Raw genomic sequence first — 23,539 nt, 5'->3', positions numbered from 1 at the left:
TGGAACTGCGGGTGGCCCGACGTCCCCCGTTGACTGGAAACGACTGAAAAGGTCTGTCTGGGGACGTTCTTGACGGTTGTGAACCTAGCGAGATCCACTGGCCCACGGGTACCCGCCCTTTCTGGGGGGTGTGTTCACGGCGGAGGCTGTGGTGAGGGTCGGCGGCTCGGGGCTCCAGCGCGCGCAGCGGTTCGTCCTGCTGGCGACCGGTCTCTACCGGCTCAGCCACCTCGTCGTCGCGCTGGGAGCCGTGGTGCGGGGCACCGTGGCCGGTGCGGCCTGCTGGGTCCTGCTCGGCACCGCCCTCGCCACCAGTGCCCTGCTGTACGGGACGGCCTACCGGCGCGGCTGGTTCGCGCCCGGGTGGGTGTGGGCGGACGTGCTGGTCACCGGGTTCGTGCTGCCCGTGGGGACCTCGTACGCGCTCGGGCTGGGGGCGGTGCTGGCCAACCCCTGGCTGGTGCTGCTCGGCGGGTCCGCCGCTGCCGCCGCGGGCGCCGGTCTGGGGCTGCGGTCGGTGGCCGGCGCGGTCGCGGTGCTGCTGGCCGCGCCGCTCGTGGCGGCCCAGGGGCAGGCCACCGGGGCGCTCTTCGGCCATCTCAGCTCGGTGGTCTCCTCGGCCGTGATGGCGCGGGTCTTCTGGTGGTACCTGACCCGGCAGGGCACCCTGCTGGACCGGGCCACCGAGCAGGCGGTACGGGCCGAGGCCCGGCGCGCCCGGCAGGCGGAGCGGATGGCCCACCACCGCGCCCTGCACGACACGGTGCTGGCCACCCTGACCACGATCGCCGCGGGCCGGGTGGACGCGAACGCGCCGGAGGTCCGCGAGCGGTGCGGCCGGGAGGCGGCGTACCTGCGGCGGCTGATCCAGCGCGAGGACGAGCCGGGCTGCGCGGGGGACGGCTGCCCGGGCGCCGGCTGCGCGGAGCACGGCCGTACGGAGCCCTTCGCCGAGGTGCCGCTGGGCGCGGCGCTGGAGGAGGCGGTACGGGGCGCCGAGTGCCTGGGGCTGCGGATCACCGCCCAGTACGCCGCGCTGCCCGGGGTGCCCCGGCCGGTGGCGGTGGCCCTGGCCGCGGCGGTGTCCGAGGCCCTGAACAACGTCCTGTGCCACGCCGGCACCGGCCGCGCCTGGCTGACCGCCGCGGGGACCGGCCGGGGCGCGGTGGTCACGGTGGTGGACCGGGGGGCCGGCTTCGACCCCGGGCGGCCGCCGGGCGGCGGTACGGGGCTGCGCCGGTCGGTCCACCAGCGGCTGGCCGGGATCGGGGGCCGGGCCGAGGTGGACAGCGCCCCGGACGAGGGCACCCGGGTCGAGCTCCGGTGGCCGGCGTGAGCGCCGGTGCCCCCGCGGGCGGGCGGCGGGTCGTCCGGGTCGCGGTGGTGGACGACGACCGGATGCTGCGGGACGGGCTGGCCTCGTGGCTGGGGCGGGCGGACGTACCGGCCCGTACGGACGACGCCGGCCCGGGTACCGCCCCCGCGGCCCCGCTGCTGCGGCTGCTGGCCGCCGAGGCCACCGTGGACGACCTGCTGGCGGCCGGCGGGGCGGCGGCCGAGGTGGTCCTGCTCGACCTGGTGCTGCGGGACGGTTCGGTGCCGGAGGACAACGTCCGGCGGCTGCGCGCCGCGGGGTGCCGGGTGCTGGTGATCAGCACGGTGGCCGACCGGGCGCGGATCGTCGCGACGGTGGCCGCCGGGGCCGACGGCTACCTCACCAAGGACCACTCGCTGGAGGTGCTGGCGGAGGCGGTCGGCACGGTCGCCGCCGGCGGCACGGCGCACTCGCCGGAGCTGGCCTTCGCCTGGGCCCACGACAGCGCTCCCGACCGCCCCCGGCTGGCCCCGCGGGAGCTCCAGGTGCTGCTGGACTACGCCTCGGGGCTGACCCTGAAGGCCACCGCGCGCAGGGCCCGGATCAGCCCGAACACGGCCAAGTACTACCTGGACCAGGTGAAGGAGAAGTACCAGCGGGCCGGGCGGCCCGCCTACACCAAGATCGACCTCGCGGCGCGGGTGCGCGAGGACGGCTGGTGCACCCCGCCCCCGGCCCCGGGGCCCCCGGCCACGCCCTGAGCCGTGTCCCGCGGATCGAGCCGGGTGGCCGGAGGGTTCGGGACGGACATCAGGCGGCTGGGGCCGCGCAGGAACCTCCTGGGGGCGCGAGGCGTCTGACCAGGCAAGACAGTGATCAGGTGGATGCACGGGGGTACTGACCATGGCGGTCACGCTGGCGGAGGAGATCATGCTGCTCTCCCTGGACGACGAGTCCGGATCGGCGAAGCAGCGACAGGCCGCAGGCTGGGCGGTGGCGGGTGGGATCCTGCTCGAACTGGTGCTGGCCGGCAGGGTCGCGGTCCGGGGCAAGCACCTGGAACTGGTGGATGCGACCCCGACCGGGGACCCGCTGCTCGACGGCAGGACGGCGCTGATCGCGAGCTGGCTGGGAGCCCGGGGCAGGCGCCGGGTGACGGACTGGCTGACGAAGGACCAGGCCAAGGCCGTGTCCGCCACCCTCGAACGCCTGTGCGCGCGCGGTGTGGTGGTGGAGGAGAGGCGCATGGCGCTCGGAATGTTCCCGATCCGTCGCTACCCCGAGGCCGACGGCGCGGTGGAACGAGAACTGCGGGGCCGGCTGCGGGGCGTGGTGCTGGCCGGCGCCGAGCCGGACACCCGGACCGCCGGACTCATCGCGCTGCTCCATGCGGCCAAGCTGCACCGTCTCGCCTTCCCCGAGGGCCCCGCCCGGCCGATCGCGTCGCGGATGGAGGAGGTCGCCACGGGGCAGTGGGCAGCCGAGAGCGTCCGCTCCGCCCTCCGTGACATGCAGGCCGCGATGGCGGCGGTCACCGTGATCACGGTCGTCACCGCCGCCGGCTAGGCCGTTTCCCCCGGAGGGGGAGCGGCTCAGGGCGCCTCCGTCGACGCGTCGAGGTCGGTCTCCTCGAAGACCAGCAGCGTCCGCGTCGACAGCACCTCCGGGATGGCCTGCAGCCGGGTCAGCACCAGCTCCCGCAGCGTCCGGTTGTCCGGCGTGTGGACCAGCAGCAGGACGTCGAAGTCCCCGCTGACCAGTGCGATGTGCGCGGCACCCGGCAGCGCCTCCAGCTGCTCCCGGACGGTCCGCCAGGAGTTCTGCACGATCCGCAGGGTGATGTACGCCGAGGCGCCGTGGCCGGCCCGCTCGTGGTTGATCCTGGCCGAAAACCCACGGATCACGCCGTCGTCGATCAGGCGGTTGATCCGGGCGTACGCGTTGGCGCGGGACACGTGCACGCGCTCGGCGACGGAGCGTATCGAGGCGCGGCCGTCGGTCTTGAGGATCTGGAGGATCGCACGGTCGATGGCGTCCAGCGGGCGGGGCGGCGCCGCGGCAGCCGGGGCCGCGGGGCCCGGCACGGCGAGGGGGGCGTCGGGTCCGTCCGCCGCCGCCTCGGCCATTTGTTCATCCGCCATCGCCTTCGGCCTCCCTGTCCTGGACGTCCTGCGTACATCCCAGGGTCTGGATGTCCTTTTGTCCACAGCCTCATGCGGCCTGTAGCCAAAATGCGCCCACGACCGAACAATCGGTAGGTGAGGCACCTCACACCCGGGGCTGCCCGCGTCCCGGCCACCGCCGGGAAGGACCCAGCCCGCTTCCCACGAGGAGGTGCTCGCGCCATGACGGTGCAAGAGCTGCCCGGTGCGGACTACCGCCCCACCCCGCCGCCCGCCTGGAGGCCCCGTACCGACGCGGCGCCGCTGCTGCCGGACGCCGAGCCGTACCGCGTGCTCGGCACCCCGGCGGCGGACCGTCTCGACCCGGAGCTGATGCGCCGGGCCTACGCCGAGCTGGTGCGCGGCCGGCGCTACAACGCCCAGGCCACCGCCCTCACCAAGCAGGGCCGGCTCGCCGTGTACCCCTCCACCGTCGGCCAGGAGGCGTGCGAGATCGCCGCGGCGATGGTGCTGGAAGAGCGCGACTGGCTGTTCCCCAGCTACCGCGACACCCTGGCGGCCGTGGCGCGCGGTCTGGACCCCGTCCAGGCGCTGACGCTGCTGCGCGGCGACTGGCACACGGGTTACGACCCCCACGAGCACCGGATCGCCCCCCTGAGCACCCCGCTCGCCACCCAGCTGCCGCACGCCGTGGGCCTGGCCCACGCCGCCCGCCTCAAGGGCGACGACGTGGTGGCGCTGGCGATGGTCGGCGACGGCGGCACCAGCGAGGGCGACTTCCACGAGGCCCTGAACTTCGCCGCCGTCTGGCAGGCGCCGGTGGTCTTCCTGGTCCAGAACAACGGTTTCGCCATCTCCGTCCCGCTCGCCAAGCAGACGGCCGCCCCCTCCCTGGCCCACAAGGCCGTCGGGTACGGGATGCCGGGCCGGCTGGTCGACGGGAACGACGTGGCCGCCGTCCACGAGGTGCTGGCCGAGGCGGTGCGCAAGGCGCGGGCCGGCGGCGGCCCGACCCTGATCGAGGCGGTCACGTACCGGATGGAGGCGCACACCAACGCCGACGACGCCACCCGCTACCGCGGTGACGCCGAGGTCGAGGCCTGGCGCGGACACGACCCGATCCTGCTCCTGGAGCGCGAGCTGACCGCCCGGGGCATCCTCGACGAGGACCTCAGGCGCGCGGCGAAGGACGAGGCCGAGACGATGGCCGCCGCCCTGCGCGAGCGGATGAACGCCGACCCGGTGCTGGACCCGATGGACCTCTTCACGCACGTCTACGCGGAGCAGACGAGCCAGCTGCGCGAGCAGGCGGCCATGCTCCGTGCCGAACTGGAAGCGGAGGGCGAGTGATGACCACCGCCACCCAGCCCGCCACCGGGCGCAAGCCCGCGACGATGGCGCAGGCCCTCACCCGCGCGCTGCGCGACTCGCTGGCCGACGACCCGACCGTCCACATCATGGGCGAGGACGTCGGCACGCTCGGCGGCGTCTTCCGGATCACCGACGGGCTGGCGAAGGAGTTCGGCGAGGACCGGGTCACGGACACCCCGCTCGCCGAGGCGGGCATCCTCGGCACGGCCGTGGGCATGGCGATGTACGGGCTGCGGCCCGTGGTGGAGATGCAGTTCGACGCCTTCGCCTACCCCGCCTTCGAGCAGCTCTTCAGCCACGTCGCGAAGATGCGGAACCGCACGCGCGGCGCGATGCCGCTGCCGATCACGATCCGCGTGCCGTACGGCGGCGGCATCGGCGGCGTGGAGCACCACTGCGACTCCTCCGAGGCGTACTACATGGCCACGCCCGGCCTGCACGTGGTGACCCCGGCGACCGTCGAGGACGCGTACGGCCTGCTGCGCGCGTCGATCGCCAGCGACGACCCGGTGATCTTCCTGGAGCCGAAGCGGCTCTACTGGTCCAAGTCCGACTGGTCGCCGGAGGCCCCGGCCGCGGTCGAGCCGATCGGGCGCGCGGTGGTCCGCCGCCGCGGCACGAGCGCCACGCTGATCACGTACGGGCCCTCCCTGCCCGCCTGCCTGGAGGCGGCCGAGGCCGCCAAGGAGGAGGGCTGGGACCTGGAGGTCGTCGACCTCCGCTCGCTGGTGCCCTTCGACGAGGAGACGGTGGCCGCGTCGGTACGCCGCACCGGCCGCGCGGTCGTGGTCCACGAGTCCACCGGCTTCGGCGGTCCCGGCGGCGAGATCGCCGCCCGCATCACGGAGCGCTGCTTCCACCACCTGGAGGCCCCGGTGCTGCGGGTCGCGGGCTTCGACATCCCGTACCCGCCGCCGATGCTGGAGAAGCACCACCTGCCGGGCGTCGACCGGATCCTGGACGCCGTGGCCCGTCTCCAGTGGGAGAACTGATGCCTCAGGTACTGGAGTTCAAGCTGCCGGACCTCGGTGAGGGGCTCACCGAGGCCGAGATCGTGCGCTGGCTGGTGCAGGTGGGCGACGTCGTCGCCATCGACCAGCCGGTGGTCGAGGTCGAGACGGCCAAGGCCATGGTCGAGGTGCCGTGCCCCTACGGGGGCGTGGTGACCGCCCGCTTCGGCGAGGAGGGAACCGAACTCCCCGTCGGGGCACCGCTGCTGACGGTCGCCGTGGGCACGGCCACGCTGCCGGAGGGCGCCGGCGCGGAGCCGGAGGCCGCCTCCGGCTCCGGGAACGTGCTGGTCGGCTACGGCACGGACCACTCCCGTCCGGCCCGGCGGCGCCGGGTGCGGCCGGCGGGGTCCGCCGCGGCTCCCGTGCCGGCCGCTCCCGCTGCGGCTCCCGTGCCGGCCGCTCCCGCTGCGGCGGCTCCGGCGGCTCCGGCTGCCGTCGCGGTCGCCGCCGGACCCGTACCGGTGATCTCCCCGCTGGTCCGCAAGCTCGCCAAGGACAACGGCATCGACCTGCGCGGCCTCGCCGGCAGCGGGCCCGAGGGCCTGATCCTGCGGTCCGACGTGGAGGCGGCGCTGCGCGCGGCCGCCGCGCCGGCTCCGGCGGCTCCCGCCGTCGCGCCGGCCCCGGTGACCGCGGCCGGGGAGCGCATCCCGCTCAAGGGACTGCGCGGTGCGGTGGCGGACAAGCTGTCCCGCAGCCGCCGCGAGATCCCGGACGCCACCTGCTGGGTGGACGCGGACGCCACGGAGCTGATGGCCGCGCGGGCCGCGATGAACGCCGCCGGCGGGCCGAAGATCTCCGTACTGGCCCTGCTGGCCCGTATCTGCACGGCCGCGCTGGCCCGCTTCCCGGAGCTCAACTCCACCGTCGACCTCGCCTCGAACGAGATCGTCCGGCTGCCCTCGGTCCACCTGGGCTTCGCCGCCCAGACCGAGCGCGGTCTGGTGGTCCCGGTGGTCAAGGGCGCGGACCGGATGACCGCCGAGGGTCTGTCGGCGGAGTTCGCCCGCCTGACGGAGCTGGCGCGCGGCGGGAAGCTGGCGCCGGCGGACCTCACGGGCGGCACCTTCACGCTGAACAACTACGGGGTGTTCGGGGTGGACGGCTCCACGCCGATCATCAACCACCCGGAGGCCGCGATGCTGGGGGTGGGGCGGATCGTGCCGAAGCCGTGGGTGCACGGCGGTGAGCTGGCCGTCCGTCAGGTCGTCCAGCTGTCGCTGACGTTCGACCACCGGGTCTGCGACGGCGGCACCGCGGGCGGCTTCCTGCGGTACGTCGCCGACTGCGTGGAGTCCCCGACGGTCCTGCTGCGCTCCCTGTAGTCCCCGGCCCTGCCCCGTACCGCTCCCGCCGCAGGGACGCGGTACGGGGCCGCCGTGACCCCGCGGGGGTCAGCGGGTCAGGAGGAGCTTGCCCACGGAGGTGCCCGACTCCAGGGCCGCGTGGGCCGCGGAGGCCTCGGCGAGGGGGAACGTCGCGTGGACCACGGGGCGGACGCGGCCCGCCTCCACCAGGGGCCACACGTGTTCGCGGACCGCGGCGACGATCGCCGCCTTCTCCTCCAGCGGGCGCGCCCGCAGCGTCGTACCCGCCACCGCAGCCCGCTTCGCCAGCAGCGCCCCCAGGTTGAGCTCCGCCTTCACGCCGCCCTGCAGACCGATGACCACCATCCGCCCGTTCACGGCGAGGGCGTCCACGTTCCGCGCCAGGTACTTCGCCCCGATGATGTCCAGGATCACGTCCGCCCCGGCACCCCCCGTCGCGGCCTTCAGCTCCTCGACGAAGTCCTGCTCCCGGTAGTCGACCAGGATGTCCGCGCCCAGCTCCGCGCAACGGGCCAGCTTCTCCTTGCCGCCCGCCGTCACGGCCACCCGGGCCCCCACGGCCTTCGCCAGCTGGATCGCCATCGTGCCGATCCCGCTCGCCCCGCCGTGCACCAGCACCGTCTCGCCCGGCCGCACGTGGGCCACCATGAACAGGTTCGACCAGACCGTGCAGGCCACCTCCGGCAGCGCGGCGGCCGTCACCAGGTCCACACCCTCCGGCACCGGCAGCAGCTGCCCGGCCGGCACCGCCACCCGCTCCGCGTACCCGCCGCCGCTCAGCAGCGCGCACACCTCGTCGCCGACGGCCCACCCGGTCACCCCGGGCCCCAGCGCCGTGATCCGGCCGGAGCATTCGAGGCCGGGGTAGGGGGACGCTCCGGGCGGCGGGTTGTAGAAGCCCTGCCGCTGGAGCAGATCGGCCCGGTTCACGGCACTGGCCGCGACCTCCACGAGGACCTCGCCCTCGCCGGGCACCGGATCGGGTACGTCGGCCCACACCAGGGCCTCGGGGCCGCCGGGCTGGGGGATCGTGATCGCATGCATGCCCGCGAGGCTACTCGCCCCGGGGGCCCAGGACTTCGGCCGGCGGGGCCGCACGCACGATGACGATCAGCCGGTCGGTCAGCTGGAGGGGGCTCGCGTGCGGGTCGTCGTACGGCAGCAGCCGGTGGCCCCGCAGCACGCTCACCACCAGGTCGTCGGTCTCCCGTACGCTCCGGCCCGCCTCGGACTTGGTCACCGGTCGCTCGAGCAGGTCCAGGCCGCTGCCCTGCTGGATCAGGTCCTCCATCACCGCGCCCGCGCTCGGGCTGAGCACCGACAGCCCCAGCAGCCGGCCCGCCGCGCTCGCGCTGGTGATGACCGCGTCCGCGCCCGACTGCTTCAGCAGCGGGGCGTTCTCCTCCTCGCGCACCGCGGCCACGATCTTCGCGCCGCGGTTCAGCTGCCGGGCCGTCAGGGTGACCAGCACCGCCGTGTCGTCCCGCTGCGTGGCCACCACGATCTGACGGGCCTTCTGCACCTCGGCGCGGAGCAGCACATCGCTGCGCGTGGCGTCGCCGACGACGCCGGTGAAGCCCTCCGCGCTCGCCGTCTCGATCACCTTCGAGCTGGGGTCGACGATGACCACCCGCTCCTTGCGCAGTCCGGTCGCCAGGAGTGTCTGGAGCGCCGAGCGTCCCTTCGTACCGAATCCGACGACGACGGTGTGCTCGCGCAACTGGGCCCTCCAGCGGTTCAGTCGCCACTCCTCCCGGGTCCGCTCGGTGAGGACCTCCAGGGTGGTGCCGACCAGGATGATCAGGAACAGCACGCGCAGCGGCGTGATCAGCAGGATGTTGGCCAGCCGCGCCGAGTCGCTGTACGGGACGATGTCGCCGTACCCCGTGGTGGAGAGGGTGACGGTCGCGTAGTAGATGGCGTCGAGCAGGTCGACGGTCTCGTCGGAGTTGTCGTGGTACCCGGCGCGGTCGATCCAGACGATCAGCACCGTCAGCAGCAGCACGCCGAAGGCCATCAGCAGGCGCTTGCCCACCTGCCTCAACGGCTTCTCGACGATCCTCCGCGGCATTATCACCCGGTGGTCGACGAGCCGCTCGCCCGCCTGACGCGCGATCGGGTCCTGCCCCTGCTGCTTCACCGGTCGTCCCTCCCGGGCAGTCCGGCGGACGGGTACCCGCCCGCCCACGGCAGGTCCAGGACCTCCAGCTCGCGCCCCGCCTCCGCCCCGTCCGGGGGTACGACGGCCAGCGCGTCCGCCGCCGCGATCCCGCGCAGCATCGCGGGCCCGTGGAACCGCAGCGGCACGGCCCGCTCCCCGTCCAGCACCACCGGCACCAGCCGGGTGTCGTGCGGGTGGCCCGGTACGGCGTCGCGCACCGGCACCGCGTACGCCTCCCGCGCCCCGTGCCCCGCCAGGGCCCGCAGCAGCGGCTCGGCCAGCGTCAGCAGACCCGACACGGCGGCCAGCGGATTGCCGGGCAGCCCCACCAGGTGCTTCCCGGGACCGAGCCGGGCCAGCAGCATCGGATGCCCGGGCCGTACGGAGACCCCGTCGACCAGCAGCTCCGCCCCGGCCCGCCGCAGCACCGGGTGCACGTGGTCCACCGGCCCCGAGGCCGTGCCCCCGGTGGTGACCACCAGGTCGGCCGGGGAGTCCGTCACCGCCCGGTACAGCGCCCCGGCATCGTCGCCGAGCCGCCGCGTCCCCGTCACCTCGGCGCCGAGGGCCCGCAGCCACGGCCCCAGCATCGGCCCCAGCGCGTCCCGGATCAGCCCGTCCCGCGGCCGCCCCGCGGCCAGCAGCTCGTCCCCGAGCACCAGCACCTCGACGCGCGGCCGCGCCACCGTGACCAGCTCGTCGTACCCGGCGGCGGCGGCCAGGCCCAGCACGGCGGGCGTCACGGGCGTCCCGGCGGCCAGCAGCAGGTCGCCCGAGCGGCACTCCTGGCCCCGCGGCCGGATGTCCTGGCCCGGCACCACCTCGCGCTCGGCGTGCAGCTGCCCCGTGGCGGCGTCGTGCCGGGCGTGCTCGCTGCGGATCACCGCGGTGGTGTCGCCGGGGATCCGGGCACCCGTGGCGATCCGCACCGCCTCGCCGTCGGCCAGCGGCTCCGGCCGGGCGGCGCCCGCCAGCACCCCGCCGCCCTCCCGGACCCGCCAGGGCCCCGGTCCGGCGACCGCCCAGCCGTCCATGGCCGAGGTGTCGAAGGAGGGCAGGTCGGTCAGCGCCTCCAGGGGGCCGCCCAGCACCTCGCCGAGGGCGTCGGCCAGCGGCACCGCACGGGTGCGGGCGCGCCCGGTCCGGCCCGCGGCGGCGGCGGTGGCGCGGGCCTGCGCCCAGTCGGTGCCGCGGTGTCCCGGGGCCGCCGCGGCGGGCTCCGTGCGGCGGTCGTTCACCAGCGCCAGCGCCTCCTCGACGGCCCGCTCCTCCGGTGTCACGGGGGCGGCCGTCATCCGCTTCCCTGCCCGGAGGGGCCCGTCTCGGCCGCCCAGCGGCCGGCGAGCGCGGCGGCCTTGCGGCAGGCCTCCGAGAGCGCTGCCTCCGGGTCGGCGCCGTCGGTGGCGGCCAGCGCGGCCGCGTACCCCACCAGGAAGGTGGTCAGCGGGGCGGCGGGCCGGGCCACGCCGTGCGCGGCGTCACGGGCGAGGTCGAGCAGCTCGGTGACGTCGACCGGGACGTCCAGGCCCAGCTCGTTCTTGACTGCGGTGATCCATTCGTCCAGCACGGTCCCATGCTCCCTGATGCGGGCGCGGGCGGCCGCCAGGTCCTCCCAGGTGTCGCAGTCGAAGGAGGCGGCGCCGCTGCCCTCGACGCGGGCCAGGTCGAGTTCGGCGGTGAGCGCCCGCAGCGGCAGGCCGGTGAGGCTGCCGTGCTCGGTGGCCAGCAGGGCCAGCTCGCGGCGCAGCGGTTCGGCCCGGTAGGCGGCCACCAGGGGCTGGTCGCGGCCGTCGGGGTCGCGCAGCAGGGTGCCCTCGGCGCCGGGGCCGGCGAGCAGGGCGCGTACGGTCGCCGCGTCCAGGAAGGGCAGGTCCGCGGAGAGCACGAGGACCAGGTCGGCGCCGGTGTGCCGGAGCCCTGCGTGCAGGGCGGCCAGCGGTCCGGCGCCGGGCGGCTCCTCCAGGGCCCAGGTGACCGGCCGGGCGGTGGCCCGGCGGCCGCCGACGACCACGGTCGTCCCGGCGCCGGCACAGGCGTCCAGCACCCGGTCGAGCAGCGGGCGGCCGCCCACGCTCAGCCCCGGCTTGTCGGCCCCGCCGAGCCGCCGTGCCGCGCCTCCCGCCAACACGATCGCGTCGTACGTCATGACCCGAGTATGCGCGGCCCATGTCGCGTACGCCGTCCCGCACTTACCCGGCGTTTACGCGTGACGGCCCCGTCCTGCACCGCCCGTGGGGGCGGTGGCGGACGGGGCCGTCACGGAAGGCGCCGCGGGGCCGGCCGGGTCCGCGGCGTGCGGACCCCTGCGGTCCTACAGGTACGGGCCCGAGCGCACCGGGCCGTGCTGGCCGTCCTCGTCGTCGTGCGAGGCGCCGGGCGGGAGGGCGCGGCGCATCTGCTCCAGCTGGGCGCGGGCGGCCATCTGCTGGGCGAAGAGGGCGGTCTGGATGCCGTGGAAGAGGCCTTCCAGCCAGCCGACCAACTGGGCCTGCGCGATGCGGAGTTCCGCCTCGGAGGGGATGGCCTCGTCGGTGAAGGGCAGGGAGAGCCGCTCCAGTTCCTCGACGAGCTCGGGAGCGAGCCCGTCCTCCAGCTCCTTCACCGAGCTGGCGTGGATGTCCTTGAGCCGGACCCGGCTGGCCTCGTCGAGAGGAGCAGCGCGGACTTCTTCCAGAAGCTGCTTGATCATGCTGCCGATGCGCATGACCTTGGCGGGCTGTTCGACCATTTCCGTCACCGGCACCTCGCGCGACTCGTCATCGGCGCCGCCGACCGCCATCCCGTCCTGGCCCACGATCAGAACCTGCGGGGGGCTGTCCTGCGACCGTTCGCTCCTCGGCATCTCCATGCCGCCATTCTCTCGCACACGTTCGTCTCCACACGGTGTGCCCCCGCACAGGAGTGATCCACCCTGTGCGGGGGCACGAGATCCGCGGGCGGCCGCCCGCGGCCCTGCGCGCCGTACGGCCGGCCCCCCGTGGCCGGCCGTACCACCGGACCGCCCGCCCCGTCGTCCGGCGGGCCGTCCGCCGGGCTATCCGGCCGCGCGGCGGGCCAGCGCCCCGGACGAGCGCGTGACCAGCGCGGCGAGCAGCGCCGCGCCTAGCGGGATCAGCACCACCAGGGCGCCGAGGGTGTCCCACGGGATGACGACGGGCACGTGCGGCACGCCCTGGGAGGTGCTCCAGCCGTCCGAGAGGGACTGTTCGTACCGCGCCAGGAACTCGCGCCGCTCCGCCAGCCGCAGTCCGACGCCCGGCAGCACACCGGCCGCCGACCCGAGGCCCACGCCCATGAGGGCGACCAGGCCGCACTGGAAGCCGCTCAGGGAGCGGCGGATCCGCGGGGCCGCGCCGACCGCGGCGAGCGTCTTCAGGTCGGCCTCGGCGTCGGCCTGGGCGAGGCCCGTGGCGATGCCCGCCGCGCCGATGGTGACGAGTCCGGCGAAGACGGCCAGCGCGATCAGCTCGATGTCGTTCTCGCTCTGGTAGCCGTCCTCGATGCGGAACTCGGCCGAGGCGCCGATCCGGTCGGCGGCGGCGTCGTAGCGCTGGCGCTCCTCACTGGTCGGCAGCCGGTCCAGCGTGAAGTACGAGCCGTACGCGGCGGTCTGGAGCCCCGCGGCCTTCGCGGCCGCGGGCGGGATGACCACGCGCAGTCCGTAGGCGTTGGCCGCCGACAGGTGGACGGCGAAGGACTTGCGGACGCCCGGGACCTCCTGGCCCTCCGGGGTCTGCCTGGCCCTGGCCGTGTCGGCGACCAGCTTCAGGGTGATCCGGCCGTCCTTGACGTGCCGCCGGTCGAAGGCGACCGCGCGGCCCTCCCGCAGGGCCCGGGTGGCGTCCGGGTCCCGGATCGCGAGGGTGGTCAGCAGCCGCTCGTCGGCGACCACGAACTCCTGGGGGGCGTAGGACTCCGGTGAGAGGCAGCGCCAGTCCTTGGCGAGGCGGCGGCGTTCGGCCTTCGAGAAGGAGGTCGTGGGGTCGGGCACCGCGTGCAGCGGGCACGCGTTCTCCTCGGGCGTGGTCAGCTCCACCTCACCGCATCCCGGGGCGTCCGACCACAGCTCGCAGTCCTTCCGGCCGACGACGACCCGGTCGATGTCCGCCCGTACCGCCACCGGCAGTTCCTTCTCCAGCGCCGCGCGCACGGCGGGCACCTGGCGGTGGCCGCCCGCCTCGCTGATGGTCACCGTGCCGGAGCGGTCGGGCATCTGGGCGACGTACTCCTGCCGGGCCTGCGCGTCGTTGCTCTGGGCGTACGTGGCCACGGCGACGGTACCGGCGACCGCGGCCAGCACCGCGGCCACCGCGGGCGCCGTACGGCCCCGGTTGCGCACCGCGTCGCGCAGCGCGAGCCGGGGCGCGAGGGGCAGCCAGCGTCCGGCGCGGCCGAACAGGCCGACCAGTACGGGGGTCAGCGCGACCACGCCGAGCTCGGCGAGGGCGCTGCCGCCGGCCACGTAGAGGTAGCCGTTGCTGTCCTGGACGGAGCCGAACAGGGCGACGGGGGCGCCGATGGCGATGGCGACCAGCCCGACCACCGGGAGCACCCGGCTGGCGCGGCGGACCCCGCGACGGCCGGTGAGCGAGGCCAGCACGGTCTGCCGGGAGGCGGTGACCGCGGGGACCACGGCGGCCAGCAGGCCGGTCACGACGGCCAGCAGGGCGATGCCCAGGAGTTCGTGCGGCAGGAGCCGGAAACCGCTCCAGCGCTCGCCCAGGGCGCTCTCCAGCACCGGCCGGAGGGCGAGGGTCAGGGCGATGCTCAGCACGATGCCGGTCACGGCGGCGGCGAAGCCGATGACCAGGCCGCCGGAGAGGACGATGGCGCGGATGTGGCGCCGGTCGCCGCCGTTGGCGCCGACCAGGCCGAGCTGGCGGCGGGAGCGGCGGGCGCCCACCGCGAAGGCGGGTCCTGCCAGCAGGCAGATCTCCAGCATGGCCAGGACCACGACGGTGGCGCCCGCGGCCAGTGCGGCCTTGTCCACGCCGTTGCCGCCGGAGGTGTACGAGTCGGAGTTCTCGTGCTGGTAGAGGGGTACGTCGGCGTCGGCGGGCGGGTCGAGGGCGACGGCCCGGGAGACGACGATCACGCCCTTGGCGTTGGCCGCCTTGACCATGTTCCACGTGAAACCCTCGCCGCCGACGCGCACGTAGTACGTGTTGGTGGCGTCGGTGCCGGGCATGCCGTGGGCCTTGAGGGCCGCCTCCAGCGGGGGGATCAGCGTGCCGGGCGGGGCGAGCACCTCGTACGCCTTGAGCTCTGAGGGGAGTTCGTAGGCGCCGACGATGCGGTACTCGGTCCCCTCCATGCCGCGCGGGACGAGGCGGGAGCCCACGTACAGCCCGGAGTCCTCCAGGAACCGCGTGGTGGCGGCGACCTCGCCGGCCCGGGCGGGGAAGCGGCCGCGGACGACGGTCTGCCGGCCCGCGGCCATCGGGTGCCGGGCGTCCAGCTCGTGGACGGTGGCGTTCAGGAGGCCGTGGCGGGTGCGGAACCGGCCGGTGCCGGAGGTGTCCTTGAGCACCTCGGCGCCGGGCGGGATGGCCGCCTTGACGTCGGTGGGGCCGCTCGGGACGGGCTTGTCGCCGTCGCCGTCGGCCGGCGCGAGACCGTTGCCGTCCGGCTTCTGGTGGATGGGCGTGTTGCCCATGCCGGTGCCGCTCAGCACGGCGTCGGCGCGGCCGAGGGAGCGGTCCAGCTGCTGTTCCGTGGAGACGTCGGCGCTGCGCAGGGTGATCTCGGCGGCGCTCACGCCCAGGATGGGCAGGGCGATCATCGCGAGGACGAGGAAGCTGCGGCCCTTGGAGCGCCAGGCGTCCCGGCGGGCGATCCGTATCGCCGCGACCCAGGAGTGGTACCAGGTCCTCACAGGGCGCCCGCCTGCCCGGTGAACAGCGAGTCCGGCCGGGAGCGCAGCGTCTCGTCCACGACGGAGCCGTCGCGCAGGAAGACCACCCGGTCCGCCCAGGCCGCGAAGCGGGGTTCGTGGGTGACGAGGATGCCGGCGGCGCCCGCGTCGCAGCGGGAGCGGAGCAGGGCGAGCACGGACTCGCCGGTCTCGGAGTCGAGGGCGCCGGTGGGCTCGTCGGCCAGCACGAGGCGGCGGTCGCCGACCAGGGCGCGGGCGATGGCCACCCGCTGCTGCTGGCCGCCGGACATCTCGTCGGGGAAGCGGTCGGCCAGCTGGGAGAGGTTCATCTCCTCCAGGGCGGCGAGGGCGGCGGCCCGGGCCCTGCGGGCGGAGGTGCCGTCGAGTTCGAGGGGGAGGGCGACGTTCTCGGCCGCGGTGAGGGCGGGGATGAGGTTGTAGTCCTGGAAGACGTAGCCGATGCTGCGGCGGCGCAGGGCGGCGAGTTCCCGGCGGCTCGCGGTGGTGATGTCGGTGCCCTCGACGAGCACCCGGCCGCCGGTCGGGGTGTCGAGGCCGCCCGCGAGGGTGAGCAGCGTGGACTTGCCGGATCCGGACGGGCCCATGACGGCGACGAGTTCGCCGGGGTACACGGCCAGGTCGACCCCGCGCAGGGCGTGCACCTCGGTGGCGCCGCTGCCGTGGACGCGGGTGAGCTGCATCAGGCGCAGCACGGGCTGGTGGTGGTCGGGCATGAAGAGGGTTCCCCCCTGGGACGGTTCAGAGCCGGCGGCGCGGTGCGGTGGTGGGCGCGGCCTGGGTGTCGGCCGGAGCCGCGGTCTGGTTCTTGTGGGCGGCCGGTACGGCGGTGGCCCTCCGGTCGGCCGTCACGGAGAGCCGTACGAGCCGGGACTCGGAGTGGTCCAGCCACCGGGCCTCGGCCTCGGTCTGGAAGATCAGCTGTTCCAGCACCAGCAGCCAGGCCACGTCGTCGCGCTCCTGGGCACGGCCGGACTCGATGGCGGCCAGCGCCTGCGCCTTGAGGCGGGTGTAGTCCTGCATCGCTTTGATCGTGGCGCTGCGCTGGGCCTGGATGACGGCGCGGATGTCCACGCCCGGGGTGCCGATGGCCATGGCGAGCTTGATGGACAGCTCGTCGCGGGGCGGGCTGGTGCGGTCGACGGGGCGCTCGTACCACTCGTGGAGCTCGGTGCGCCCGGCGTCGGTGATGGCGTAGAGGGTGTGCCCGGCCTCGTCCTCGCCGCCGGGGGCGACGAGCCCGTCGCGCTCCAGGCGGGCGAGGGTCGTGTAGACCTGCCCGACGTTCAGCGGCCAGGTGGAACCGGTGCGGGACTCGAACTCGGTGCGGAGCTGGGAGCCGTACCGGGGACCCTGCTCCAGCAGGGCGAGGAGGCCGTGGCGAATCGACATACTCAGTATGTATACCGAGTATGCAGGCCCCCACAACCGACGTGAGATGTACATCTCACGGAGGATCCTCAGGTTCCACGGGCGGTATGTCCTGAGATGCCGGTAGTGCCCGGTCGTGTGACCCTGAGTGGACAGTCGGTCGCTCGGTACGGGAGGGGCTCGCCGTGACTCAACGCCGTCGCGCGCTCAGGTGGACGGCCGGCGCCGCACTCGCCCTCGGTGCCCTGACGCCCCAGCCCCTCGCGTACGCGGCCACCGCCCCCCCGGCCGTGGCCGCCCCCGCGGACGGGGAACTGGCCGGCAGCGTCGCCGGAGCCGGCCGGGCCCGGCCGGGCCGGGTGATGGACGAGCCGCTCCCGGAGGCCCTGCTGCCCGCCGCGCGCCCGGTCCCGGAGGCGCCGAAGCCGCAGCCGCCGCGCCCCGAGCCGAGCGAGGCGGGGATGGTCTCCGCCCTCGGCGCCGACGGCAGCGACCGCGCCGCCGACCTCGCCGAGCACATCCTCCCGCTGGGCGCCGGCCTGACCCTGATGGGCCTGGGCCTGGGCTTCATGGGCATGCGCCTGCGACGCGACTGAAACCAGCCGCGCCGCAGGCTTCCGCACAGGCGGGAGCGTCCCCGCGGGGCGCTCCCGGGAGGGTCTACTCCGGGTTGCCGGTGGAGACGCGGAGGCTGAAGGTGGCGTCCTTCGGGTCGATGTCGTCACCGGGGGAGGGGAACTGGTCCACGACCGCGCCCTCGCCGTAGACGTTCTCGTCCTTGGACTTCTCGTCCAGGTTCCAGCCGGCCGCCTGGAGGCACTTCTTCACCGACAGGATGTCCTTGTAGCGGAAGTCGGGCGCGCGGACCTTCGACGGGTCGTTGTACGCCTCGTCCGCCTCCGAGCACTCCGTCTCCTCGATGGTGCGCGTGCGGTCCGGGCCCTTGTGGCCGGCCACCGCGGGGGCGCTCGCCGAGGTGCCGTTCTTGCCGGGCGTCCCGCCCTCCCCGCCGTCGTCGCCGTTCACGATCAGGGCCGTGACCAGGCCGCCGACCGCCAGCAGCGCCACCACGGCGGCGCCGATCGCCACCGGGGAGCCCTTCTTGCCGCCGCCCTGGCGGGCGGGCGCGGCGGACGGGGAGATCGTGTACGGCGGCGGGGTCGCGGACTGCTGCGGCACCGGCGTGTGGTGCACCGGCTGCTGGTGCACCTGCTGCTGGGGCGGGTACGCGTAGCCGCCCCCCTGCTGCGCGAGGTGCGGCGGCGGCGTCTGGACGTGCGGCGCCGGCTGCGCGTACGCACCCGGCTGGTACGGCTGCTGCACCGACTGCGGCGGCGGGGCCTGGAGGCCCGAGTCCACCGGCGGGAAGACCGCGGAGCCGACGCCGGCCCCGCTGTTCACCGGGCCGCCCTGGACGATCACCGGCGCGCCGGTCCGGCCCGCCGACAGCACCCGCAGGCACTCGTCCCGCATGGCGGCGGCCGTGGGGAAGCGCTCGTTCGGGTTCTTCTTCAGGGCCCGCGCCACCAGCGCGTCCATCGCCGGCGTGACCGAGCGGTTCACCGAGGACGGCGCGACCGGCTCCTCCTGCACGTGGGCGTACGCGATCGCCAGCGGCGAGTCCGCGTCGAACGGCAGCCGGCCGGTCAGCAGCTGGAACAGCATGATGCCGACCGAGTACAGGTCGGAGCGGGCGTCGACGCCGCGCCCCAGGGCCTGCTCGGGCGAGAGGTACTGCGGGGTGCCGACGACCATGCCGGTCTGGGTCATGGAGGTGACCCCGGACTGCATCGCGCGGGCGATGCCGAAGTCCATCACCTTGACCACGCCGCGCTTGGTGATCATCACGTTGCCGGGCTTGATGTCGCGGTGCACCAGACCCAGCTCGTGGCTGGCCTCCAGGGCGGCGAGCACGTCGCCGGTGACCTTCAGCGCCTTGTCCGCGGGCATCGCACCGTACTGGGCGACGTCGGCCTGGAGCACCGAGCCGAGCGGCTGGCCCTCCACGTACTCCATGACGATGTACGGCATCAGCGCGCCGTCCTCGCCGCCGATGGAGACGGAGTCCTCGCCCGTATCGAATACCGAGACGATGTTGGTGTGCGACAGTTTCGCTACAGCCTGGGCCTCGCGGCGGAAGCGCTCGCGGAAGGACTGTTCGCGACCCAGCTCGGTGTGCATGGTCTTGATCGCGACCTGGCGGTCGAGCGCCGCGTCGTAGGCGAGGTAGACGGACGCCATGCCGCCCTCACCCAGCAAGTCCCTCAGCTGGTAACGGCCGCGGGCCAGGGAGCCGCCTGCGTAACGCCCCTGTGTGCCGTCCTGGCTCATGACTGTGCTTCCCCTCGGCGGTCCCTGGCGATCCGTATGACGGGCCACAGTCTGCCGGAGGGCGGTGACCAGTCAAGCCGGGTGCCCGTTCCGTGACCACACGCGGACGGGGTGCAATCCCGGACGGCTCAGGGGCGGGGAGGCTGTAGCGTTCATCGGAGCACCCTGGAAAAGACGCACCGCTGACACGCGGCCGGATCATGACGGCGAGGACTGATGGCACCCGAACCCGAGGGCAACGGCGCCGGGATGGCTGATGTTCCCGACCAGTTCGGCGACCAGATCGGGTCGGGCGCCATGGTCGGTGACGGCCGGTACCGGCTGACCCACCGTCTGGGCCGCGGCGGCATGGCGGAGGTCTTCGCCGCCGAGGACGTACGGCTCGGCCGCACGGTCGCCGTGAAGCTGCTGCGCGCGGACCTCGCCGAGGACCCGGTCTCCAAGGCCCGCTTCACGCGCGAGGCCCAGTCGGTCGCCGGCCTCAACCACCATGCCGTCGTGGCCGTGTACGACTCGGGCGAGGACCGGGTCAACGGGAACGTCGTCCCCTACATCGTGATGGAGCTGGTGGAGGGCCGGACGATCCGGGACCTCCTCATCAGCGCCGAGGCGCCGGGCCCGGACCAGGCCCTGATCATCGTCTCCGGCGTGCTGGAGGCCCTGGCCTACTCGCACCAGCACGGCATCGTGCACCGCGACATCAAGCCGGCGAACGTCATCATCACCAACACCGGCGCGGTGAAGGTGATGGACTTCGGCATCGCCCGCGCCCTGCACGGCGCCTCGACGACGATGACCCAGACCGGCATGGTCATGGGCACCCCGCAGTACCTCTCGCCCGAGCAGGCCCTGGGCAAGGCGGTGGACCACCGCAGCGACCTGTACGCCACCGGCTGCCTGCTCTACGAACTGCTGGCCCTGCGGCCCCCGTTCACCGGTGAGACGCCGCTCTCCGTGGTCTACCAGCACGTGCAGGACGCCCCGGTGCCGCCCTCCCAGCAGCACCCCGGCGTGCCGCCGGAGCTGGACGGCCTGGCGATGCGCGCGCTGGCCAAGGACCCGGATGACCGCTTCCAGAGCGCCGAGGAGATGCGCGGGCTGGTCCAGTACGCGCTCCAGATGCTCCAGGAGCAGGGCCCGGGCACGGGTACGTGGAACACGGGCCCGGTCACCATGGCGCTGCCGCACGGCAGCCCCGGCGCGACCGCCGTCAACCCCGCGGCCGGCGGCCCGGGCGTGCAGCCGTACCCGTCCCACGCCACCACCTCGGCGATGGGCGGCCCGATGGTGCCCCCGCTGAACCCGGACGACGGCTCGGCCTTCGGCGGCGGTGGCGGCTACCACGGCGACCGCACGGCGCAGGGCGGCAGCGGGCGCTGGAAGATCTGGCTGGTCGCCCTGCTGGCGGTGGTCGCGATCGCGGGCGGCATCACGTACGCCCTCGACAAGGCGAAGACCGGGGGCGGCACCACCGAGAAGCCCAACAACCCGGGCATCGAGAGCCCCAAGCAGGAGACCGCGGAGGTCCCGAAGCCCGAGCAGTCCTCCAAGGGCGGCGAGACCGAGGACGGCTCGTCCTCGGGCGGCCAGGAGAGCTGGACGCCGAGCCAGAAGCCGTCCTGGAACCCGCCGACGCACCGGCCGTCGCCGACGCCCTCGTGGACGCCGCCGACGACCGACCCGACGGAGAGCACGGACCCGACGACGGACCCGACGGACACCACCGAGCCGACGACGGACCCGACGGACGGCAACAACGAGTCGCCCGGCACCGACGCGGGCACCACGGAAGGCCAGTCCGGCACCTGACGGACGGCTCACGCGCGCCGCGGGCGCGGTGCACCGACGACGGAGGGAGCGGACCCCGACGGGGCCGCTCCCTCCGTGCGTTCGGGTCCGGTCAGAGGGCGTGCTGGTACTGCCGCTCGACGTTGGCGGCCATGGAGTGCACGGTGACGAAGTGGGGCTCGATGCGCATGTACACGGGCTCGAAGAGCTCGCCGTCGACGTAGTGCGGGCCCGGTCCGAAGAGTTCGAGCTCCGCCGTCGTGGGTTCGACGATCCGGGCCGTGCCGGTGAACTGCACCGTCCACAACCGGTCGTCCCCGGTGCCGAAGTTGTCGGCCCCGTACGCCACCACGCTGCCGTTGCAGGCCTGGTGGTAGCCGAAACCCGCGTGCATCCTCAGCACGACCCGGTCGCCCACCACGATGTGGCGGGCGGCCGCGAGGAAGGGCAGCGCGCGCATGCTGGTGGCCACGCGGCCGTACGGGACGCGGCGCAGCAGTTCGATGGCGTGGAGTTCCTCGGGCGACATGCCCCCACCCTGCGATACCGACACGGTGCCGGAAAAGAGGCCGCGGCCCCCATGATCCAGGACGTTGGTCCCGATATGAAGATCGTGTCCGGTGGAAAAGCGGAATCGGCGCGGAACCCCGGAAAGGGCCCGCGCCGAGGAGTTTCCGCGGCCCGCGGGAGCCGGCCTCAGCGCTTCTCGGCCTGGAGCCGCGCCACATAGGCGGCGGCCTGCGAGCGGCGCTCCATGCCCAGCTTGGACAGCAGGCTGGAGACGTAGTTCTTGATCGTCTTCTCGGCGAGGTGCAGGCGCTCGCCGATGGCCCGGTTGGTCAGGCCCTCCCCGATCAGGTCGAGGATCTTGCGCTCCTGCTCGGTCAGGTTCGCCAGCCGGTCGTCGCCCTTGCCGTTCTTGCCGTCGCGCAGGCGCTCCAGCACCCGGGCGGTGGCCACCGGGTCCAGCAGGGACTTGCCCGCCGCGACGTCGCGCACGGCGTTCAGCAGTTCGTTGCCCCGGATGGCCTTCAGCACGTAACCGGAGGCGCCGGCCATGATCGCGTCGAACAGCGCCTCGTCGTCGGCGAACGAGGTCAGCATCAGGCACTTGATGTCCTCGTTCTGCGACCGGACCTCGCGGCAGACCTCGACGCCGCTGCCGTCCGGCAGCCTCACGTCGAGGACGGCGACGTCCGGACGGGTGGCCGGAATGCGGACCAGGGCGTCGGCCGCGGTGCCCGCTTCGCCGACCACCTCGATGTCCGATTCGCTGGAGAGGAGCTCGTAGACGCCCCTACGCACCACTTCGTGGTCGTCAAGGAGGAATACCGTGATTTTTCCATCTTCGCGCACAGAGTCAGTTTCACACACTCACCCCTTCCCTGCCGCAGTTACCCGGGATAACGTGCCGTTGTTCCGGCCCCCTGCAAGGCTGTGACCAGTGGTTGTTCCCGATTCCCCGGATTTACTTGGATTTCCAAGCAAAATCCCAGGTCAAGCGGGGTTTCGCAGTTATGCGGCAACCTGGGTAACGTGCTTTGCGCAGGGCACTAGCCGGGGCACCTGTCACGCCTGTTTCCCGTCGAGTCGCACCCACCCCGTGCGCGGTACGGAGCGGGCGAGCCGCACTGGTCCCCGGACGACCCCGGGCGCCGGACCGACGGAGGAGCACACGTGACCGTGGAGAGCACTGCCGCGCGCAAGCCGCGACGCAGCAGCGGCACCAAGCGGACGGCCGGCAAGACCGCCGCCGCCGCGCAGAGTGCCGAGCCCCAGCTCGTACAGCTGCTGACGCCTGAAGGGGACCGGGTGGACGACCCGGAGTTCGCCCCCTACGTCGCCGACATCACCGCCGACGACCTGCGCGGGCTGTACCGCGACATGGTCCTGACCCGCCGTTTCGACGCCGAGGCGACCGCCCTGCAGCGCCAGGGCGAGCTGGGCCTGTGGGCCTCGCTGCTGGGCCAGGAGGCCGCGCAGATCGGCTCCGGCCGCGCCCTGCGCGACGACGACTACGTCTTCCCGACCTACCGCGAGCACGGCGTCGCCTGGTGCCGCGGGGTCGACCCCACCAACCTGCTGGGCATGTTCCGGGGTGTGAACCACGGCGGTTGGGACCCGAACAGCAACAACTTCCACCTGTACACGATCGTCATCGGCTCGCAGACGCTGCACGCCACCGGCTACGCCATGGGCGTGACCAAGGACGGCGCGGACTCGGCCGTGATCGCGTACTTCGGCGACGGCGCCTCCAGCCAGGGCGACGTCAACGAGGCCTTCACCTTCTCGGCGGTCTACAACGCCCCCGTGGTGTTCTTCTGCCAGAACAACCAGTGGGCCATCTCCGAGCCCACCGAGCGCCAGACCCGCGTGCCGCTCTACCAGCGCGCCTCCGGCTTCGGCTTCCCGGGTATCCGCGTCGACGGCAACGACGTCCTGGCCTGCCTCGCGGTCACCCGCTGGGCGCTGGAGCGCGCCCGCCGCGGCGAGGGCCCGACGCTGGTCGAGGCCTTCACGTACCGCATGGGTGCCCACACGACCTCCGACGACCCGACGAAGTACCGCCGGGACGAGGAGCGCGAGGCCTGGGAGCACAAGGACCCGATCCTGCGCCTGAAGACCTACCTGGAGGCCTCCGGCGGCGCCGACGAGGCGTTCTTCGCCGAGCTGGAGACCGAGAGCGAGACCATGGGCAAGCGCGTCCGCGAGGTCGTGCGCGCCATGCCGGACCCGGACACCATGTCGATCTTCGAGAACGTCTACGCGGACGGCCACGCGCTGGTGGACGAGGAGCGCGCGCAGTTCGCGGCCTACCTCGCGTCCTTCGAGGAGGGTCACTGAT

21 protein-coding genes are annotated in these 23,539 nt (G+C 74.1%); 9 read left to right on the top strand and 12 right to left on the bottom strand.

The annotated features are described in order from the left end of the window. Positions 1-151: 151 nt before the first annotated feature. From ACIQUR_RS17140 to ACIQUR_RS17130, 3 genes are all read left to right on the top strand, one after another. Positions 152-1,336, top strand: coding sequence for an ATP-binding protein (locus ACIQUR_RS17140; protein WP_403664750.1), 1,185 nt, complete (start codon positions 152-154; stop codon positions 1,334-1,336). After that, a complete protein-coding gene (locus ACIQUR_RS17135; RefSeq protein WP_403664748.1) occupies positions 1,333-2,076 on the top strand; it encodes a LuxR C-terminal-related transcriptional regulator in 744 nt (247 codons plus the stop codon). Before ACIQUR_RS17140 ends, ACIQUR_RS17135 begins: the two co-directional genes overlap by 4 nt. A gap of 142 nt (positions 2,077-2,218) precedes the next feature. Then, positions 2,219-2,881 carry a GPP34 family phosphoprotein gene (locus ACIQUR_RS17130; protein ID WP_403664746.1) on the top strand — a complete coding sequence of 221 codons (663 nt, stop codon included), beginning with the start codon at positions 2,219-2,221 and terminating at the stop codon, positions 2,879-2,881. 26 nt (positions 2,882-2,907) lie between these two features. Here ACIQUR_RS17130 and ACIQUR_RS17125 read toward each other — a convergent pair whose 3' ends face one another. Then, positions 2,908-3,456 (bottom strand): Lrp/AsnC family transcriptional regulator, encoded by a 549-nt coding sequence (locus ACIQUR_RS17125; RefSeq protein ID WP_403664744.1) that lies wholly within the window; start codon positions 3,454-3,456, stop codon positions 2,908-2,910. 204 nt (positions 3,457-3,660) lie between these two features. Here ACIQUR_RS17125 and pdhA (ACIQUR_RS17120) point away from each other — a divergent pair, with 204 nt between their 5' ends. Genes pdhA (ACIQUR_RS17120) through ACIQUR_RS17110 form a run of 3 tightly spaced genes read left to right on the top strand, consistent with a single transcriptional unit; the run spans position 3,661 to position 7,147 of the window. Next, on the top strand, positions 3,661-4,788 hold the full coding sequence (gene pdhA / locus ACIQUR_RS17120; RefSeq protein WP_399943893.1) for a pyruvate dehydrogenase (acetyl-transferring) E1 component subunit alpha: 1,128 nt from the start codon (positions 3,661-3,663) through the stop codon (positions 4,786-4,788). After that, entirely contained in the window at positions 4,788-5,801 is a 1,014-nt protein-coding gene (locus tag ACIQUR_RS17115; protein ID WP_403664742.1) for an alpha-ketoacid dehydrogenase subunit beta, read from the top strand. Before pdhA (ACIQUR_RS17120) ends, ACIQUR_RS17115 begins: the two co-directional genes overlap by 1 nt. Next, complete coding sequence (locus tag ACIQUR_RS17110) at positions 5,801-7,147, top strand: dihydrolipoamide acetyltransferase family protein (protein ID WP_403664740.1); 1,347 nt, start codon at positions 5,801-5,803, stop codon at positions 7,145-7,147. The genes ACIQUR_RS17115 and ACIQUR_RS17110 overlap by 1 nt, the downstream gene beginning before the upstream one ends. Before the next feature lie 69 nt (positions 7,148-7,216). On the opposite strand, the gene ACIQUR_RS17105 is transcribed toward ACIQUR_RS17110, so the two are convergent. The 8 genes from ACIQUR_RS17105 to ACIQUR_RS17070 all read right to left on the bottom strand — a co-directional run bounded on the left by ACIQUR_RS17105 (position 7,217) and on the right by ACIQUR_RS17070 (position 16,596). Continuing rightward, positions 7,217-8,194 carry an NAD(P)H-quinone oxidoreductase gene (locus ACIQUR_RS17105; RefSeq protein ID WP_403664738.1) on the bottom strand — a complete coding sequence of 326 codons (978 nt, stop codon included), beginning with the start codon at positions 8,192-8,194 and terminating at the stop codon, positions 7,217-7,219. A gap of 10 nt (positions 8,195-8,204) precedes the next feature. Next, on the bottom strand, positions 8,205-9,290 hold the full coding sequence (locus ACIQUR_RS17100; protein ID WP_403664736.1) for a potassium channel family protein: 1,086 nt from the start codon (positions 9,288-9,290) through the stop codon (positions 8,205-8,207). Continuing rightward, entirely contained in the window at positions 9,287-10,606 is a 1,320-nt protein-coding gene (locus ACIQUR_RS17095; protein ID WP_403664734.1) for a molybdopterin molybdotransferase MoeA, read from the bottom strand. The genes ACIQUR_RS17100 and ACIQUR_RS17095 overlap by 4 nt, the downstream gene beginning before the upstream one ends. Next, entirely contained in the window at positions 10,603-11,457 is an 855-nt protein-coding gene (locus ACIQUR_RS17090) for an NTP transferase domain-containing protein (protein WP_403664732.1), read from the bottom strand. Before ACIQUR_RS17090 ends, ACIQUR_RS17095 begins: the two co-directional genes overlap by 4 nt. Before the next feature lie 165 nt (positions 11,458-11,622). Next, complete coding sequence (locus ACIQUR_RS17085; protein ID WP_399943876.1) at positions 11,623-12,159, bottom strand: bacterial proteasome activator family protein; 537 nt, start codon at positions 12,157-12,159, stop codon at positions 11,623-11,625. A gap of 186 nt (positions 12,160-12,345) precedes the next feature. After that, positions 12,346-15,186: an FtsX-like permease family protein gene (locus ACIQUR_RS17080; protein ID WP_403664729.1), complete on the bottom strand. Its 2,841-nt coding sequence runs from the start codon at positions 15,184-15,186 to the stop codon at positions 12,346-12,348. Then, positions 15,183-15,920, bottom strand: a complete 738-nt coding sequence (locus ACIQUR_RS17075) for an ABC transporter ATP-binding protein (protein ID WP_403664727.1) — start codon at positions 15,918-15,920, stop codon at positions 15,183-15,185. Before ACIQUR_RS17075 ends, ACIQUR_RS17080 begins: the two co-directional genes overlap by 4 nt. A 25-nt stretch (positions 15,921-15,945) precedes the next feature. Continuing rightward, the gene (locus ACIQUR_RS17070) at positions 15,946-16,596 is read right to left on the bottom strand and encodes a PadR family transcriptional regulator (protein ID WP_403664725.1); all 651 of its coding nucleotides are present in this window, start codon (positions 16,594-16,596) and stop codon (positions 15,946-15,948) included. Positions 16,597-16,760: 164 nt separating this feature from the next. On the opposite strand from ACIQUR_RS17070, the gene ACIQUR_RS17065 reads away from it, so the two are divergent. Continuing rightward, complete coding sequence (locus ACIQUR_RS17065; protein ID WP_403664723.1) at positions 16,761-17,171, top strand: hypothetical protein; 411 nt, start codon at positions 16,761-16,763, stop codon at positions 17,169-17,171. A gap of 64 nt (positions 17,172-17,235) precedes the next feature. On the opposite strand, the gene ACIQUR_RS17060 is transcribed toward ACIQUR_RS17065, so the two are convergent. After that, positions 17,236-18,906, bottom strand: a complete 1,671-nt coding sequence (locus tag ACIQUR_RS17060) for a protein kinase (protein WP_403664721.1) — start codon at positions 18,904-18,906, stop codon at positions 17,236-17,238. A 216-nt stretch (positions 18,907-19,122) separates the two neighbouring features. Between ACIQUR_RS17060 and ACIQUR_RS17055 the strand changes: the two genes are divergently transcribed. Beyond that, the gene (locus ACIQUR_RS17055; protein ID WP_403664719.1) at positions 19,123-20,715 is read left to right on the top strand and encodes a protein kinase; all 1,593 of its coding nucleotides are present in this window, start codon (positions 19,123-19,125) and stop codon (positions 20,713-20,715) included. 91 nt (positions 20,716-20,806) lie between these two features. Here ACIQUR_RS17055 and ACIQUR_RS17050 read toward each other — a convergent pair whose 3' ends face one another. Then, positions 20,807-21,223 (bottom strand): pyridoxamine 5'-phosphate oxidase family protein, encoded by a 417-nt coding sequence (locus tag ACIQUR_RS17050; RefSeq protein WP_403664717.1) that lies wholly within the window; start codon positions 21,221-21,223, stop codon positions 20,807-20,809. A gap of 167 nt (positions 21,224-21,390) precedes the next feature. Further along, the gene (locus tag ACIQUR_RS17045) at positions 21,391-22,050 is read right to left on the bottom strand and encodes a response regulator (RefSeq protein WP_403664715.1); all 660 of its coding nucleotides are present in this window, start codon (positions 22,048-22,050) and stop codon (positions 21,391-21,393) included. A 321-nt stretch (positions 22,051-22,371) separates the two neighbouring features. On the opposite strand from ACIQUR_RS17045, the gene pdhA (ACIQUR_RS17040) reads away from it, so the two are divergent. Then, positions 22,372-23,538 (top strand): pyruvate dehydrogenase (acetyl-transferring) E1 component subunit alpha, encoded by a 1,167-nt coding sequence (pdhA, locus tag ACIQUR_RS17040; protein WP_399943852.1) that lies wholly within the window; start codon positions 22,372-22,374, stop codon positions 23,536-23,538. Position 23,539: the final 1 nt, after the last annotated feature.

Source organism: Streptomyces sp. NPDC101132, from assembly GCF_044759225.1.
Classification (GTDB): domain Bacteria; phylum Actinomycetota; class Actinomycetes; order Streptomycetales; family Streptomycetaceae; genus Streptomyces.
The sequence above is the reverse complement of the archived record's forward strand: the minus strand, read 5'-3'. Positions and strand labels throughout refer to the sequence as shown.